Raw genomic sequence first — 15072 nt, forward strand, 5'->3', positions numbered from 1 at the left:
CCACAGACGCGGGTTTTTGGGTGAGCGCTGGCGATCAACTGTGATCGACCTCAATCGCGCCAATAGCGCCGGGTACGCTGACGCCAGGTAATAATTTGCGGCGCGCGTTCGCCATCGAACAATATCTGAACAGCGCCATGTTGGGCGGTGTTATACACCCGACTTCCAACACCGCGATAGCGCTCCACCACCTGCTGGTGCGGGTGGCCGTGACGGTTGCGATAACCACTGGAGACAACCGCAAGGTCCGGGCGTATCGAACTTAACAGCGCCGCACTGGACGACGACTTACTGCCGTGGTGCGGCACCAGCAGAAAGTCTACCGGTGCCAGCTGCCGGGCCAGAGTGCGCTCGCGGGCGCGTTCGATATCGCCTGGCAACAGCAGCCTCACACCCCGCCATTCAATCACCAACACGCACGAGGCGTTATTGCCTTCGCTTCCGGCAACCCCCGGAATAAAACGAAAGCGGTAGTCCTGCCACTGCCAGGGCTTGGCAAGGTGACAACTCACAAGGCGCTGTTCGTCCGCCTCGCGCAAATACTCCAATGCTTCGCCTGCGTAAAAACGATCCACCGGTAGAGCCTCAAGCAAACCCGGTGCACCGCCGGCGTGATCACTGTGACTGTGTGAGACCACTAGCGCGTCTATTTTTTCCCGGCCACTTGCCAGCACGTAGGGGGCGACAATATCGGCCCCGGCGTTAAAGCTGTCGCCAAACCAGGGCCCAGTGTCGTACACCAGGGTTTTATCTCCGGCATAGATCACCACGGCCAGCCCTTGCCCTACATCCATAACGCTCACCTGCAAGAGCGCCGGTTGGGGCCTGGGCAGCAGCCAAAGAGCAATCAACAGCACGAAAGCCTGTGGACGCAACCGCAGGGACGCCGGCAGCAGCAATAGCGCGCAGGCCAAGGCGAGCAGTAACGCACCCGCCGGGGTTAAACGAGTGTCCCACACGGCCGGAAAACCCGTGGCAGTGGCAAGCCGCTGCAGGCCGTTAAGCCACCACCCAAGAACACTTAAGCCGGTATCGGCCAGCCACAGAAAAACACCGGCGGCGGGCAGCCAAACGTAACCTAGCAGCGCGGCCGTAAACAGAGCGGGCACCACCCACACACTGACCAGGGCGATAGCGATAATATTTGCCAAGGGTGAGACCAGTGACCACTGATCAAAAAAAAGTCCCAAGGGCACCAGCAACGCAATAAAGGCCACCCATTGGGGCCGCCACAGCACTTGCAGACGCCCGCGACTCGATGCGCTGACCAGACCACTAAAGGCCAATACCAGAGCCGCCACGGCCACAAAAGACAGCCAAAAACCCGGATCGTAAATACTGAGCGGGTCCAGCAACAACACCGCCGCTGCGGCCAGCATAAGCACCTGAGCGCCGCCAATTCTAAGCCCGCTAAGCCTGGCGACGTAAAACATTAACAGCATCGCCAGAGCCCTCTGGGTGGGCAGAGCAAAACCCGCCAGGGCCGCATACCCCCAGGCAGCCGCCGCGCCCAGAGCCATGGCAAATACCACGGCGGGCACAGGTAACCACAACACAAGAACCCGCCCCAGCACTAACCCCAGTAAATAACCCCAAGCCGCCGCCAAACCAATATGCAGCCCGGATATAGCCATTAAGTGGGTCGTGCCCGTGGCGCGAAACAACTGCCACTGGGTATCGCTGATAAGAGTGCGATCACCTAGCAACAGGGCCTGTAGAACCGCCAAATTAACCGGCTGCTGGGCGCGCAACCAGCCTCTGAGCTTATTGCGAACCCCCTCGTTTTGACCGGCTTGCGCCTGGGCCAGCAACTGATTTTGCCCCCTGTCGCGCACATACCCGGTGGCCCCTACCCCACGCCGCAACTGCCATAGTCGATAGTCAAAGCCTTCGGGGTTGATAAAACTGCGCGGCGGCTTGAGGCGCACCACCAGCTCAAGCCGGTCGCCGGGCTCCAGCGCCCCGGCCCAGGCGGGAGATCGGTACCAGCTGAGTTGAATCAACCGAGGTAAATCAGCCGATGCGGTGGGCGCCAGCAAAAACCTGACCCGCCGTTGATTCACCTCGGGCTGATTCCAGATTTGCCCTTGGACCAGAATATCTTTACCGACCAGGGCATCGGGCAGCAGATTATCCACGAGCTTGTGCCCGTACCAGTTGGACCAAGACACAGCGGCGCTAAAAACGAGCATCAATAAGACCAATCGCTTGGCCCAGTCTTTTCGCTCAAAACGGGCCAACACTGCGCCCAGGACGAAACCCACCGCGAGCAGTAGCGCGCACACCCACCAGGGGAGCAAGAAAGGTAAAAAGCCCGGAAGAATTAAACCTGCGATTACTGCGGCCAACCAATACAACATCATCGTCCCTGATTGCGTTATCTGTTACGCGCAGTGTAGCAGTCACAGGGTTTTGACATGGTATGAGGGGAAAATAACAGGTAGAATGCGGCCATCTTGCACGATGTAGTAGTCCCCATGGCTCGCAAAATAATCCGACGCTTTTTACCCGACGCCGCTGCCGTGAAAGAGAAACCGGCGCTTCAGTTTTTAGGTGACCTGCTGCACGATCCAAACTTGTTTCACCTAAATCGTCACTCGGTCTCGCTGGCCTTCTTTTTCGGTATCTTTTTCGCTTTCATGCCTTTGCCTGGGCAGATGGTGCTGGCCGCCCTGTGCGCGCTCTGGGTGCGCTGTAATCTCCCTATTACTCTGGCGCTGGTGTGGATTACCAACCCCCTCACCTACGCCCCCATCTTCTTTGCCACCTACCAACTGGGGCGCTGGATTCTGGACGTACCCAGCCTGGCCACCAGCAGTGAACACAACTGGGCCTGGGTGATGGAAGAGTTCTCCCATATCTGGAAACCCCTTTTACTGGGTTCAGCACTAACGGGTTTTGTGATCGGGGGGCTGGGGTATATCACCATGCAGCTGTTCTGGCGCTGGCACGTGGCCCGCGCCTGGCAAAGGCGCAAAGACGAGCGTCAACAGCGAGATAATTAAGCTATTCGTGCCGCAAAGCCTCGGCCGGAGGAATACGGGCCGCTCGCCAGGCAGGGTAAATGCTAGCGCAAAAGCTAAGACCTAACGCCACCGCAACAATCAGCCCCACATCCCCCCACAAAAGCTCCGAGGGTAAGTAACTGACCGGGTAGACATCGGAGTGCAAAAACTGAAACCCGATGAGACGCTCCAAAGCCGCGACCGCAGGAGTAACCGTATAAGCCAGCACCACGCCCGCCAACACACCAATACCGGTGCCGATCAAACCGATAATACCGCCCTGAACCAGAAAAATACTTAAGATATCGGCCGTACTGGCGCCCTGGGTCCGCAAAATAGCAATATCCGCTTCTTTATCCACCACCACCATAATAAGCGTCGTGACCAAATTAAACGCGGCGATGCCAATTAACAGTAACAGCAGTAAACTCACCAGCCGCTTAGACATATGAATGGCCTGGTACAAGTTACCGTGGGTGCGCGACCAATCTTTACCGTAAAAACCCGGGGGCAGCTCGGCCGATAACTGGTGCACCGTGCGCGCGGCGGAAAATAAATCGGCCACTTTCAGGCGAATACCACTGACCCGTCCCGGGTGAGGCGAAAGACTTGAGGCCTGGGCCAGATTAATCAGGGCAAAGTTATTGTCGATCTCGGTGCCGCTGTCGAGTAAATCCCGCACCGTAAACACCTGAACGGCTGCAGCCGCCCGCGCCTCGCCGTGAGGGATGATTAGGCGCAATTTGTCCCCCACCGTGACTCCCAGTTGTTGCGCCAGCGCGCCTCCCAAAATGATGCCTTGCGGATCACCTGACAGCACTTGCAAGCTGCCACTGCGTAAATACTCTGAGGCGCCCGAGACTTTTTGCTCAAGAGCGGGCTCGACCCCAAACAGAACCACCGGTGCCACTTGGTTGGCGTGAGACAATAACCCCTGCAAAGTGACATAGGGCGCCGAGGCCAACACCTGTGAGTGGGTATTCAGCTCGGCCATAATCTCGCTGGGATTGGCAATACCCTCGCGTTTATAAATGGTCGCCTGCGGCATCACCTGCAAAATGCGCTCGCGCAACTCGCGGTCAAAACCATTCATAATGGACATCACCAATATCAGCAGTGCCACCGAAATGATTAAGCCCATCACCGACATGCGCGAGATAAAACTAACCAGGTGGCTGCCTTTGGCCGCCAGGGCGTAGCGCTTGCCGACCTGAACGCTAAAACGACTAAACACTTACGCGCCCCCGGCGGCTTGCTCGGTTAACCGACCGTCCGCCAAGCGCAAGGTGCGATCCATCTTTTGCGCCAGAGTTAAATCGTGGGTCACCACCACAAAGCTGGTGCCAATACTATGGTTAAGCTCGGCCATTAACGCCTGAATATCCTCGGCGGTGTGGGTATCCAAATTACCGGTGGGTTCATCCATCAACACACACGCCGGTTGGGTGGCCAGAGCACGGGCGATTGCCACGCGCTGGCGTTCGCCGCCGGACAACTCCGAAGGCTTGTGCCCGCGGCGTGGGGCCAGCCCCACCCGCTCCAGCAACGCGCCGGCCCGCTCAAGGGCCTCGGCGGGACTGCGCTTACCAATCAACAATGGCATGGCGACATTTTCCAGCGCGGTAAACTCGGCCAACAGGTGGTGAAACTGATAGACAAAGCCCAGGCTTTGATTACGCAGGCGCCCCCGCGCGTCCGCGCTCAAGCTTGACAGGGATTGTCCGGCGACACTCACCGAGCCGCAATCGGGAGTATCCAAGCCGCCTAAAATATTTAACAAAGTGGATTTGCCCGACCCCGAAGCGCCGATAATCGCGACCGATTCGGCCGCCCGCACTTGCAGATTAATATCATCGAGCACCTGCACCGCTTCGGGCCCCTGGCGATAGGATTTGCCCACACCTTCACAGGTTAAGACTAAAGAATCATTCATAACGTAACGCCTCGGCGGGCTCTACCCGGCCGGCGCGCCAGGCCGGGTAGAGCGTTGCCAGAAAACTTAACACCACAGCCAGAGAGCAGATCGTGGCCACATCCTGCCAATACAGCTGGGAGGGAATCTGGCTGATAAAATATACGTTGGGGTCAAAAATTGTCTGCCCGGACAGCGATTCAATAAAAGCCACTAGGGCGCTAATGTTAAGCGCCACCAACACTCCAAGTAGTGCGCCGATCAGCACGCCGATCAGCCCCACGCCACAGCCCTGCACCATAAAAATCGCCATCACCTGGCGTGAGCTAAGCCCCATAGTTCGCAATACCGCGATATCCGAGCGCTTATCGGCTACCATAAGCACCAAAGACGAGACAATATTAAAAGCGGCGACGGCGATGATGATGCTGAGCAGCACCCCGATCACCAGCTTCTCCATCTTCACCGCCTGAAACAAACTGCCCTGGGTCTGGCTCCAATCGCGCACCTGATAGTCGCCACTCAACGCCTCGCGCGCCCGACCTAATACCGCGCCTGCCTGATAGATATCGCTTACTTTAACCTGCACCCCCTGGGCGCCATCGACACGCAGTAAACGCGCGGCGTCTTCCAGGTGAATAAGCGCTAATTGCTGATCCACCGGCGCCCCCACCTCAAACACCCCTGAAACGGTAAAGCGCTTCACCCGGGGGTAAACCCCGGCGGGAGTCACACGAATTTTAGGTAAGGTAAGCGTGACTTTATCGCCGGGAATAACCCCCAGCTGGCGCGCCAGCAGAGAGCCCAACACGATATTAAAATCGCCGCTGATAAGGCTATCCAGCTGGCCCATCACCATACTTTGCGCCACCTCGGATACCTGGACCTGACGGGAGGGAATAACACCGGAAAACTGAACCCCTTCAATCTTGTCGCGATACCCCAGCAAGCCAAAACCACCAATATAGGGCGCGGCTGCCTGAATATCGGGTACCACCAACAGTTGCTCAATTAGATTGGTCCAATCGCTCACCCCATCGGGTTGATCCACAAACCCGTGGGGCACGACTTTTAGGATGCGGCTTTTCATTTCCCGATCAAAACCGTTCATCACCGACATGACAACGATTAGGGACAAAACCCCAAGGGCCATCCCCAACAGGGAAAAACCGCTCACAAAGGAAATAAACTGATTGCGACGCTTGGCGCGGATATAACGCAAGCCTATCAGTATAGGGATGTTTTTTAGCATTTGCGCATTTAACCCGAACTGCCCCGTAACCACAAGCGCGGCGTATGCTATTGTAATAAACCACCGTTTACTAAAATAAAGGCCCGCATATGGATGAAAGACGCGAGTTTTTTCGTATAGACGTGAAGGCCCGTATCGACTTGGCCACACTCGATAGCGCGCCCACTGGCCGACAAGATCCGTCACAACACTTTGCCCAAAGTAATGTGCTCCACACCCTGGCGGAGCTAAAAAAGCTCGACGCCGACGCCATGCAGGCGCAACAACAGGTAAAAGACAGTGACCGCGCCCTGGGCGAGTACTTAAATATTCTCTCGCGCAAGGTGGACATCCTGGCGCTCTACTGCCTAAGCAGCAGTGCCGAAGCCCTGGGAGAGCCCCAGATCATCACGATTAGTGAAGGTGGTATTGATTTTAACGCGCCCCACTCTGTAAGCAGCGGCAGCTATATTGCCCTCATGCCGGTCTTTACCAGCCCGCCCATGGCCATTGCCCTTTACGCCCAAGTCGTGCGCTGTGAACCAGATCCCACCAATGGATTTACCATTGCGGCAGAATTTCACTACCAAAACAGCGCCCAGCGCCAACAAATCAGCCAGCAAATTATGCGTTCGCAGATGGAATCCATTCGCAGCAGCAAGGCGTAACAACGTGGAGTATTAATGAAAGCCGCACTGATATTTTTAGTTTTCACCCTCGCTTCGGCAAACCTCTTGGCCGAAACGGTTCGCATACCCATAGGCCAGCAAGGCGAGCACAGCCAAGCCACCCCGCAAACGGGGGATAGTAAAGCTCAGGTACTCGAAAAATATGGTGACCCAACGCAGCAATCAGGCCCCGTCGGCGACCCCGCTATTTACCGCTGGGACTATCAAGACTTTGTGGTTTATTTTGAAGATGATCGGGTTATTCACGCGGTTATAAAGTTTGAACCTAAGGTCGCCAGTGACAGCTAATCACGCCTTACAGCTGCAAACTTTTAGTCACTGCGGTTTTCCTGTTTTAAACGATCGCAGGCATCGGTCCATTCCCAGTCACTTTCTGGCAATTCACCGTTTAACCGCGCTTTAACCAAATACTGCGCCGCTGTCGACTGATCGCCCTCCGCCCAGGCCTGCCGCGCTAGCGCCAGATATTTATCCCGACGCTGAGTAAATAAGCGAGTGGTCTCTCCGCCAGAAAAGAAGGTGCTGACCACCGTAAAACAAAAAAGTAGGATAAACCCGACCACAACCCAACCCGGGCTGCGATTTAAAACGGCGTAACCGATAGATAGTAACAAAGCCAAAACGCCTAATAGGCCCAAGCCATTATTGCCACCTGAGCCCTTTCCTTCAAACTCACCGCCAAAGCGTTTAAACCCCTTCATGCGCGCTTTCCCTCCATGAATACTCAGCCTTAAGGTAAAGCATACACGAACGAAAAACCACCAATCTAAGGCGACAGTACTAGCCTATAATTGAGACAAAAAGGTGTTCAGCTCAGGAAAAAGCGGATACAAGGGTGAATAACTGACGGAGGGAAACGACCAGAAAGACTTTCACTTTCTGGTCGTTAATACCGGTTTTTCGTTAATACCGATTTTTTATCAGCTGCGACTGGTACGGTTGGTACCATCGAGAGCGGCCAAGCGATACGCCTCGGCCATGGTGGGATAATTAAACGTGGTGTTGAGAAAGAAGTTGATATTATTCCCCTCCCCCGGTTGACTCATAATGGCCTGGCCAATATGGACAATTTCGGCCGCCTCGGCACCAAAGCAATGAACGCCGAGAAGCTGCCCTGTATCGACATGGAACAATAGCTTCAACATGCCCACATCTTCACCGCTGATTTGTCCGCGAGCGGTATTTTTAAATAGGCAGCGACCGACCTCGTAGGGAACCTTAGCCTCGGTCAGCTCGCGCTCGGTTTTACCAATTGAGCTGATTTCCGGCAAGGTGTAAATCCCGGTGGGAACACCGGCAACCTCTTGATAGGGCTTACCTAAAATTGCGGCGGCAAGGGCACGGCCCTGATCAAAGGAGGCACTCGCGAGGCTCGGCCAGCCCACCACATCGCCCACCGCGTAAACATTTTCTACCGCCGTTTGGTACTGCTCGTTAACGGTTAGGTTGCCGCGATGATCGGGCTCTAAGCCTATGGCTTGCAGATTGAGCTTGTCGGTATTCCCGCTGCGGCCGTTACACCACAAAAGTGCATCGGCAGTAATGCGTTTGCCCGACTCTAAATACAGAGTGACGCCGCGCTCGTTCGCCTCAATTTTTTCGTAGGTTTCGCTGTGCCGAACCCGCACACCGTTATCGCGCAAGTGGTAGCTAAGCGCATCGGAAATTTCATCGTCCAAAAACGAGAGTAAACGATCGCGGTTGTTAATTAAATCAACCTTGACCCCCAGACCTGAAAAGATAGAGGCATACTCACAACCAATCACCCCGGCCCCGTACAAAATAATATGACGCGGTGAATGCGCCATTTCTAAAATGGTGTCGGAGTCATAAATGCGGGAGTGTTCAAAATCAATATCCGCGGGCCGATAGGGACGCGAACCGGTCGCGATAATTATTTTATCCGCGGTAATAACCTCGTCGCGCGCACCGTCGAGTAGTGCTATGGATACAGTGTGCTCATCGATAAAACTGGCAAACCCCGAATACAGCTTGACGCGGTTGCGCACATAAAAATCGGTATGCAACTCTACCTGCTTGGGAATAACCGCGTTAGCGGCCGCCAGAACCCGCGGATAGGTAAGACGCCAAGTCTCGCCCGTTTCGCGAAACAAATTGCCAGTTTTAAACTGAATGATCTGCTTGACCGCATGGCGCAATGACTTGGAAGGTATTGTGCCTTTGTGGGCGCAATTACCGCCCACGGTCGATCGCCCCTCAACCACAGCGACTCTTTTTCCCGCTTTGGCCGACGCCATTGCCGCACTTTCCCCAGCCGGACCGGAACCAATAATCAGTACATCTACATCGTATTTTGCCACTCGCTATCCCCTCTTACATCGTTGGGGTACGCCACTCTCTATCGGAGCTTACATACCTGTTTCGTGAGCATTGTTGTACCGGGCACCACCCGCGCGTTAGCGCGGACGGGTCGCGTCAACCGCCAAATCCTGGTTGGCGGTTTTCGCACTGTTCTCTTCGCTGTTAATGCTTTCGCACTTGGCTTCGTCGCCACCGCACAGCTCGCAGGTGTAATCTTTCTCCCCTAAAGCCTGGCCCACACCACCACAGGATCCGCTAAGCGGTTTGCGGCCAAAAATAACGCCCACGGCCATACCCGCTACAACCAGCAGCATGACACACAGTGCAACCATAAACATCGCCATAAGTACCTCCCGCCCTAGGGGGCGTATTGCGAAAAAGTAACAGAGTGTTGGTCGCTAAAACCATCTCCATCTTTGACAATCATATACACCGCCAGTTGCTCGGCATTCGCCAACTCCAGCGCTTTTTCGGGCCCCAGAACATTCAACGCTGTAGCCCAGGCATCTGCTTGCGCGGCTGTGTCCGCTATAACTGTCACCGAAGCCAGATTGTGGGTAATCGGACGCCCGGTTTTAGAATCAATGGTGTGGGAATAACGCACTCCATCGACCTCAAAATAGTTGCGATAATCTCCCGAGGTGGCAATCGCTTTGTTTTGTAGCGCCACCGCCAAGCGAGCACTGCCGCCAAGACTTGTGGGTTGCTCGACCGCAATACGCCAAGGCGTGCCCCGGGGGCTGACGCCCGCGACTCGAACCTCGCCGCCAATTTCGACCATAAAGTGGTCAAAACCACGCTTTTGCAGAATCTCGGCCAACCAGTCCACACCATAGCCCTTGGCAACGGCCGACAAGTCGACAAAAATAGGCGCGGTGCGACGGGCGCGGGTGACATCCAATTGCAGCTTGTCGTGGCCCGTTAGAGCCAGCGCCTGAGCCAGCTCATCGTCCGAGGGCACCTCCTCGGGACGCATTTGTGGACCAAAACCCCACAAATTAACCAGCGGCCCCACGGTAACATCAAACGCACCGCTCGATCGCTCGCTGATATCTTCGCTGATCGCCAGCACCTCCATCAGCGGCTCGGACAACTCCATCCACTGATCGATTGGCGCGTCATTAAAGCGCATCAACTCAGAATCATCGATATAGGTCGACATCAACTGATTGATAGTTTCCAGTTCGTCGTCGATGGTTTTTTGCAGTTCATCGCGATCAAACTCAAAGTGCTCACCTTCATCAGCCACCAGAGTTATATGATAACTAGTGCCCATTGTAGGACCGCTAATTTTGACCGCTTCGCGGGGTTCAGCACCGGGGTTGCAACCGGCAATTAAGCTACTTACAAACAAAAACGAGGCTAGGAATACCAGCCTCGTTTTTGTTATTGCTTTTGGGGCAAATATCATCGCTTGATTAACCACCAAAGTCATCGAGCATAATATTTTCGTCTTCCACACCCAAATCGTGCAGCAGCTTAATAACCGCAGCGTTCATCATCGGTGGCCCACACATGTAGAACTCACAGTCTTCCGGCGCCGGGTGATCCTTCAAGTACTCTTCGTAAAGCACGTTGTGGATAAACCCGGTCAAGCCTTCCCAGTTGTCTTCAGGCTGAGGGTCAGACATGGCTACATGCCATTCAAAATTGTCGTTCTCTTCAGCCAGCATGTCGTACTCGTCCTGATAGAACAGCTCTTTGAGCGAGCGAGCGCCATACCAGAATGAAATTTTACGCTTACTATTCAAACGCTTCAGCTGATCGAAGATGTGCGAGCGCATAGGCGCCATACCGGCACCACCACCCACAAAGACCATTTCCGCATCAGTGTCTTTGGCAAAGAACTCACCGAAGGGACCGAACACAGTAATCGTATCGCCCGGCTTCAGGTTAAAGACATAGGTGGACATAATGCCCGGCGGAATGTCTTTAGAGCCAGGAGGCGGAGTCGCAATACGGATGTTGAACTTAACCAGACCTTTTTCTTCCGGGTAGTTCGCCATTGAGTAAGCGCGCTGAACCGTTTCGGTGCTCTTGGCCTTGATGTTAAAGAAACCAAAACGCTCCCAGTCACCGCGGAATTGCTCTTCAATATCAAAATCAGAGAAACTGATATCGTAGGGCGGACACTCCAGCTGCACGTAACCGCCAGCGCGGAAGTCTACGTTCTCACCTTCGGGCAGCTTCAGGGTCAGCTCTTTAATGAAAGTGGCCACGTTGGGGTTGGACTCAACGGTACACTCCCACTGCTTAACTCCGAAGACATCCTCAGGCACTTCCACCTTCATGTCCTGCTTAACCGGCGTCTGACAAGACAGGCGCCAGCCTTCTTTGGCTTCACGCTTGGTAAAGTGGCTCTCTTCGGTGGGCAGCATAGAGCCGCCCCCTTCGCTTACCACACAGCGACACTGGGCACAGGTACCACCGCCACCGCAAGCAGAAGGCAAAAACAAACCAGCATTCGACAAAGTTCCCAGCAGCTTGCCGCCAGCGGGTACTGTCATGGTTTTTTCGCCGTTAATATCGATAGTCACGTCACCCGACGCCACCAATTTTGCACGCGCACTCAGGATCACAAACACCAGCGCGAGCACGATGACTGTGAACATGACTACACCAAGAATAATCTCGCTCATGTGTATCCTCGCTGATTACAGATCAATACCGCCGAAGGACATAAAGCCCAGCGACATGAGTCCTACGGTGATGAAAGTAATGCCCAGACCGCGCAGGCCGTCGGGAACATCGGAGTACTTCATCTTCTCGCGAATACCCGCCAAGGCGGTAATGGCCAGCGCCCAGCCCACACCGGAGCCCGCGCCGAACACCACACTCTCGGCAAAGTTGTAATCGCGCTCCACCATAAACAGCGAGCCACCCAGGATGGCGCAGTTTACGGTAATCAGCGGCAGGAACACGCCCAGCGCGTTGTACAGCGCGGGAACGTATTTATCCAGAACCATCTCCAGAATCTGTACCAGGGCGGCAATGACACCAATGTAGGTAATCAGGCCCAAAAAGCTCAGATCCACATTGGGCAAGCCGGCCCAGGCCAGCGCGCCATCGGCCAGTACATAGGTGTACAGCAGGTTATTGACCGGCACGGTAATGGTCTGCACCACAACCACGGCAATACCCAAGCCAAAAGCGGCGCCAATCTTTTTAGAGATGGCCAAAAAGGTACACATGCCCAGGAAGAAAGCCAGGGCCATGTTGTCGATAAAAATCGACCGGATAAACAGGCTTAAATAAGCTTCCACGATTAGGCCTCCTTCGGTAGTGGCTTGGTGTTAGGTGCCATTTTGTAGTCGACCTCTTCCACCTGGTCTTTTTTCCAGGCGCGGATGCCCCAGATAAACAGACCGATCAAGAAGAAGGCGCTGGGTGGCAACAGCAGCATACCGTTGGGGACGTACCAGCCGCCCTCGGTAGCCAGCGGCAAGATTTGGTAACCGTAAAGGCTCCCGGTACCGAACAGCTCGCGGATAAATGCCAGGCCCAGCAAGATGGCGCTGTAACCAAAACCGTTACCCACACCGTCTAAAAAGCTCGGCAGAGGAGGGTTTTTCATGGCAAAGGCTTCGGCGCGGCCCATCACAATACAGTTAGTAATAATCAGGCCCACAAATACCGACAGCTGCTTGCTGATCTCGTAGGCAAAAGCCTTAAGCACCTGATCCACCACAATCACCAGCGAGGCGATAATGGTCATCTGGATAATAATCCGGATGTTACCCGGGGCGTGATTTCGCACCAGCGATACGAACAGGTTCGAGAAAGCGGTCACCGTAGTCAGTGCAATACACATAACCACTGTCACTTTCAAACTGCTGGTAACGGCCAGCGCCGAACAGATACCCAAAATTTGCAGTGCAATCGGGTTGTTCGAGAAAATCGGCGCAAATAAAAGCTCTTTCACTTTCATGGTCTTAGGCCTCCCCTTTCTTAAGGTTGGTCAAAAACGGCTCATAGCCCTGTTCACCTAACCAGAACTGAACCAAGTTGCCGACACCGCGACTAGTCAAAGTGGCGCCCGACAAACCATCAACCTTGTGCTCGGCATCTTTGGTATCCGGGCCTACGGCACCTTTAATCACCGTCAGTTGAGCATTACCCTCTTCGTCGTAAACCTCTTTACCTTCCCACAGCGATTTCCAGTTGGGATTGTCCACCTCGCCGCCCAGGCCTGGGGTTTCACCATGCTCGTAAAAACCTAAACCTTTCACAGTGTTCAAGTCTTTTTCCAGGGCCACAAAGCCGTAAAGGGTAGACCAAAGGCCGTAACCGCGCACCGGCAGAACAATGGTTTCCAGACCATTGTCACCTTCAATCAGGTAAACCAAAGCCACGTCTTCGCGACGGCCAATTTTGGCAATATCCTGATCGGCGCTTAAGTCTTCCGACATAGACGGATCTTTCGCCGCTTTACGCTGCTCGTAATCGGCAGGGTTGATCTCGTCGGTATAAGTGCCGGAGTCAAGATCCACAGCGCGGGTGGTAACCCGCTGATTGAAAACCTCATCCACACTCTTGCCATTCATCTGATCGGTCAGACCGGCGGCGGCGAGAATGTTGCGCTTAAAGTCCAGTGATTTGTTCACTTCCTGCACGGGGCGCAGGTACACGGCAGCGGTAGAAACCACCACCGAGCAGACGATACACAGCAAAATGGTGACTGTGAGCGTCTTTTTGATGGAATCGTTATTAGCCACGTGCCAACCTCCGCTTGATGTTTGCTCGTACAACCAGGTAATCAATCAGCGGGGCAAACAGGTTAGCAAACAAAATTGCCAACATCATGCCTTCGGGGAAGGCGGGGTTTACCACACGGATAATAATCACCATAAAGCCGATCAGGGCGCCGAACCAGTATTTACCGGTATCGGTCATAGACGCCGAAACTGGGTCTGTCGCCATAAAGATCATGCCGAAGGCAAAGCCACCGATGACCATATGCCAGTACCAGGGCAAGGCAGTCGCCGGGTTGCTCGAAGCATCGCCGGTGACATTAAGCAGCAGCGTAGTGGCGATCATACCCAGCATTACACCGGCGACAATGCGCCAGGAAGCAATACCCATCACCAGCAGCACAGCGCCACCGATAAAGATTGCCAGGGTTGACGTCTCGCCGATACTGCCCTGAATGTTACCCAGGAAGGCGTCCATCCAGGTGAACTGGCTGGTAATCGCGTCTACGCCACCTTGAGCGGCCACAGACAGCGCGGTTGCGCCGGTGTAACCATCCACGGTCGTCCACACACCGTCACCCGACATACTGGCGGGATAGGCGAAGAACAAAAACGCGCGGCCGGTCAGCGCGGGGTTTAAGAAGTTTTTACCGGTACCACCGAACACCTCTTTACCCAATACCACACCAAAGCTAATACCGAGAGCGGCGTACAGCAGTGGCAAATCTGGCGGGCAGATCAGCGCAAACAGTACCGAGGTCACAAAGAAACCTTCGTTGACTTCGTGACCGCGCACCGAGGCAAACAGAACCTCCCAGAAACCACCGACAATAAACACCACCGCGTAAATCGGCAGGAAGTAAGCGGCGCCGTGCACCAGGCAATCCCAAATGCTATTGGGGTCAAAACCGGCAAAGGCGCTGATCAGCGCAATGCGCCAGCCCTCACCGGCTCCTGAACCCATCTCGGCGAGAATGGTGTTGGCCTGATGACCGACGTTGTACATGCCGAAAAACATAGCCGGAAACGTACAAATCCACACGGTAATCATGATGCGTTTCAGGTCGAGACCGTCGCGCACATGGCTGGTGGTTTTAGTTACATTGGCCGGGCGGAATAAACCAGTGTCAATCGCCTCGTAAAGCGAATACCACTTTTCCAGCTTGCCGCCCTTGTGAAAACTCGGCTCGATTTTATCGAGATAATTACGCAAAAATTTCAT

Annotated in this window: 16 protein-coding genes; 3 read left to right on the top strand and 13 right to left on the bottom strand. The window is 54.6% G+C overall.

Features of this window, described 5'->3' with window-relative positions; translation table 11 throughout:
* Window positions 1-50 precede the first annotated feature (50 nt).
* Complete coding sequence (locus M6D89_RS05690) at window positions 51-2363, bottom strand: DNA internalization-related competence protein ComEC/Rec2 (RefSeq protein ID WP_253967057.1); 2313 nt, start codon at window positions 2361-2363, stop codon at window positions 51-53.
* A 114-nt stretch (window positions 2364-2477) separates the two neighbouring features.
* Here M6D89_RS05690 and M6D89_RS05695 point away from each other — a divergent pair, with 114 nt between their 5' ends.
* The gene (locus M6D89_RS05695) at window positions 2478-3005 is read left to right on the top strand and encodes a DUF2062 domain-containing protein (protein ID WP_253967058.1); all 528 of its coding nucleotides are present in this window, start codon (window positions 2478-2480) and stop codon (window positions 3003-3005) included.
* A 1-nt stretch (window position 3006) separates the two neighbouring features.
* Here the strand turns inward: M6D89_RS05695 and M6D89_RS05700 are convergent, their stop codons facing one another.
* The 3 genes from M6D89_RS05700 to M6D89_RS05710 are packed head-to-tail and all read right to left on the bottom strand — an operon-like array spanning window position 3007 to window position 6169.
* Window positions 3007-4239, bottom strand: a complete 1233-nt coding sequence (locus M6D89_RS05700) for a lipoprotein-releasing ABC transporter permease subunit (protein ID WP_253967059.1) — start codon at window positions 4237-4239, stop codon at window positions 3007-3009.
* Window positions 4240-4938, bottom strand: coding sequence for a lipoprotein-releasing ABC transporter ATP-binding protein LolD (gene lolD, locus M6D89_RS05705; protein ID WP_253967060.1), 699 nt, complete (start codon window positions 4936-4938; stop codon window positions 4240-4242).
* Window positions 4931-6169, bottom strand: a complete 1239-nt coding sequence (locus tag M6D89_RS05710; protein ID WP_253967061.1) for a lipoprotein-releasing ABC transporter permease subunit — start codon at window positions 6167-6169, stop codon at window positions 4931-4933. The genes lolD and M6D89_RS05710 overlap by 8 nt, the downstream gene beginning before the upstream one ends.
* Before the next feature lie 89 nt (window positions 6170-6258).
* Between M6D89_RS05710 and M6D89_RS05715 the strand changes: the two genes are divergently transcribed.
* Together M6D89_RS05715 and M6D89_RS05720 are read left to right on the top strand one after the other, a co-directional pair.
* On the top strand, window positions 6259-6816 hold the full coding sequence (locus M6D89_RS05715) for a PilZ domain-containing protein (RefSeq protein ID WP_253967062.1): 558 nt from the start codon (window positions 6259-6261) through the stop codon (window positions 6814-6816).
* Window positions 6817-6831: 15 nt separating this feature from the next.
* Window positions 6832-7125 carry a DUF2845 domain-containing protein gene (locus M6D89_RS05720; RefSeq protein WP_253967063.1) on the top strand — a complete coding sequence of 98 codons (294 nt, stop codon included), beginning with the start codon at window positions 6832-6834 and terminating at the stop codon, window positions 7123-7125.
* Window positions 7126-7148: 23 nt separating this feature from the next.
* On the opposite strand, the gene M6D89_RS05725 is transcribed toward M6D89_RS05720, so the two are convergent.
* From M6D89_RS05725 to M6D89_RS05765, 9 genes are all read right to left on the bottom strand, one after another.
* Window positions 7149-7538, bottom strand: coding sequence for a hypothetical protein (locus tag M6D89_RS05725; protein WP_253967064.1), 390 nt, complete (start codon window positions 7536-7538; stop codon window positions 7149-7151).
* 219 nt (window positions 7539-7757) lie between these two features.
* Window positions 7758-9158 (bottom strand): Si-specific NAD(P)(+) transhydrogenase, encoded by a 1401-nt coding sequence (sthA, locus tag M6D89_RS05730; protein ID WP_253967065.1) that lies wholly within the window; start codon window positions 9156-9158, stop codon window positions 7758-7760.
* Window positions 9159-9254: 96 nt separating this feature from the next.
* Window positions 9255-9503, bottom strand: coding sequence for a (Na+)-NQR maturation NqrM (gene nqrM, locus M6D89_RS05735; RefSeq protein WP_253967066.1), 249 nt, complete (start codon window positions 9501-9503; stop codon window positions 9255-9257).
* A 14-nt stretch (window positions 9504-9517) separates the two neighbouring features.
* Window positions 9518-10435 (bottom strand): FAD:protein FMN transferase, encoded by a 918-nt coding sequence (locus M6D89_RS05740; protein ID WP_253967067.1) that lies wholly within the window; start codon window positions 10433-10435, stop codon window positions 9518-9520.
* 142 nt (window positions 10436-10577) lie between these two features.
* Entirely contained in the window at window positions 10578-11798 is a 1221-nt protein-coding gene (nqrF, locus tag M6D89_RS05745) for an NADH:ubiquinone reductase (Na(+)-transporting) subunit F (protein WP_253967068.1), read from the bottom strand.
* Window positions 11799-11813: 15 nt separating this feature from the next.
* Window positions 11814-12422, bottom strand: a complete 609-nt coding sequence (gene nqrE / locus M6D89_RS05750) for an NADH:ubiquinone reductase (Na(+)-transporting) subunit E (RefSeq protein ID WP_020210382.1) — start codon at window positions 12420-12422, stop codon at window positions 11814-11816.
* A 2-nt stretch (window positions 12423-12424) separates the two neighbouring features.
* Window positions 12425-13087, bottom strand: coding sequence for an NADH:ubiquinone reductase (Na(+)-transporting) subunit D (locus M6D89_RS05755; protein WP_253967069.1), 663 nt, complete (start codon window positions 13085-13087; stop codon window positions 12425-12427).
* Between the two features lie 4 nt (window positions 13088-13091).
* Window positions 13092-13874 carry a Na(+)-translocating NADH-quinone reductase subunit C gene (locus tag M6D89_RS05760; protein WP_253967070.1) on the bottom strand — a complete coding sequence of 261 codons (783 nt, stop codon included), beginning with the start codon at window positions 13872-13874 and terminating at the stop codon, window positions 13092-13094.
* Complete coding sequence (locus tag M6D89_RS05765; RefSeq protein WP_253967071.1) at window positions 13867-15072, bottom strand: NADH:ubiquinone reductase (Na(+)-transporting) subunit B; 1206 nt, start codon at window positions 15070-15072, stop codon at window positions 13867-13869. The genes M6D89_RS05760 and M6D89_RS05765 overlap by 8 nt, the downstream gene beginning before the upstream one ends.

It is taken from the genome of Gilvimarinus xylanilyticus, from assembly GCF_024195295.1.
GTDB classification, from domain to species: domain Bacteria; phylum Pseudomonadota; class Gammaproteobacteria; order Pseudomonadales; family Cellvibrionaceae; genus Gilvimarinus; species Gilvimarinus xylanilyticus.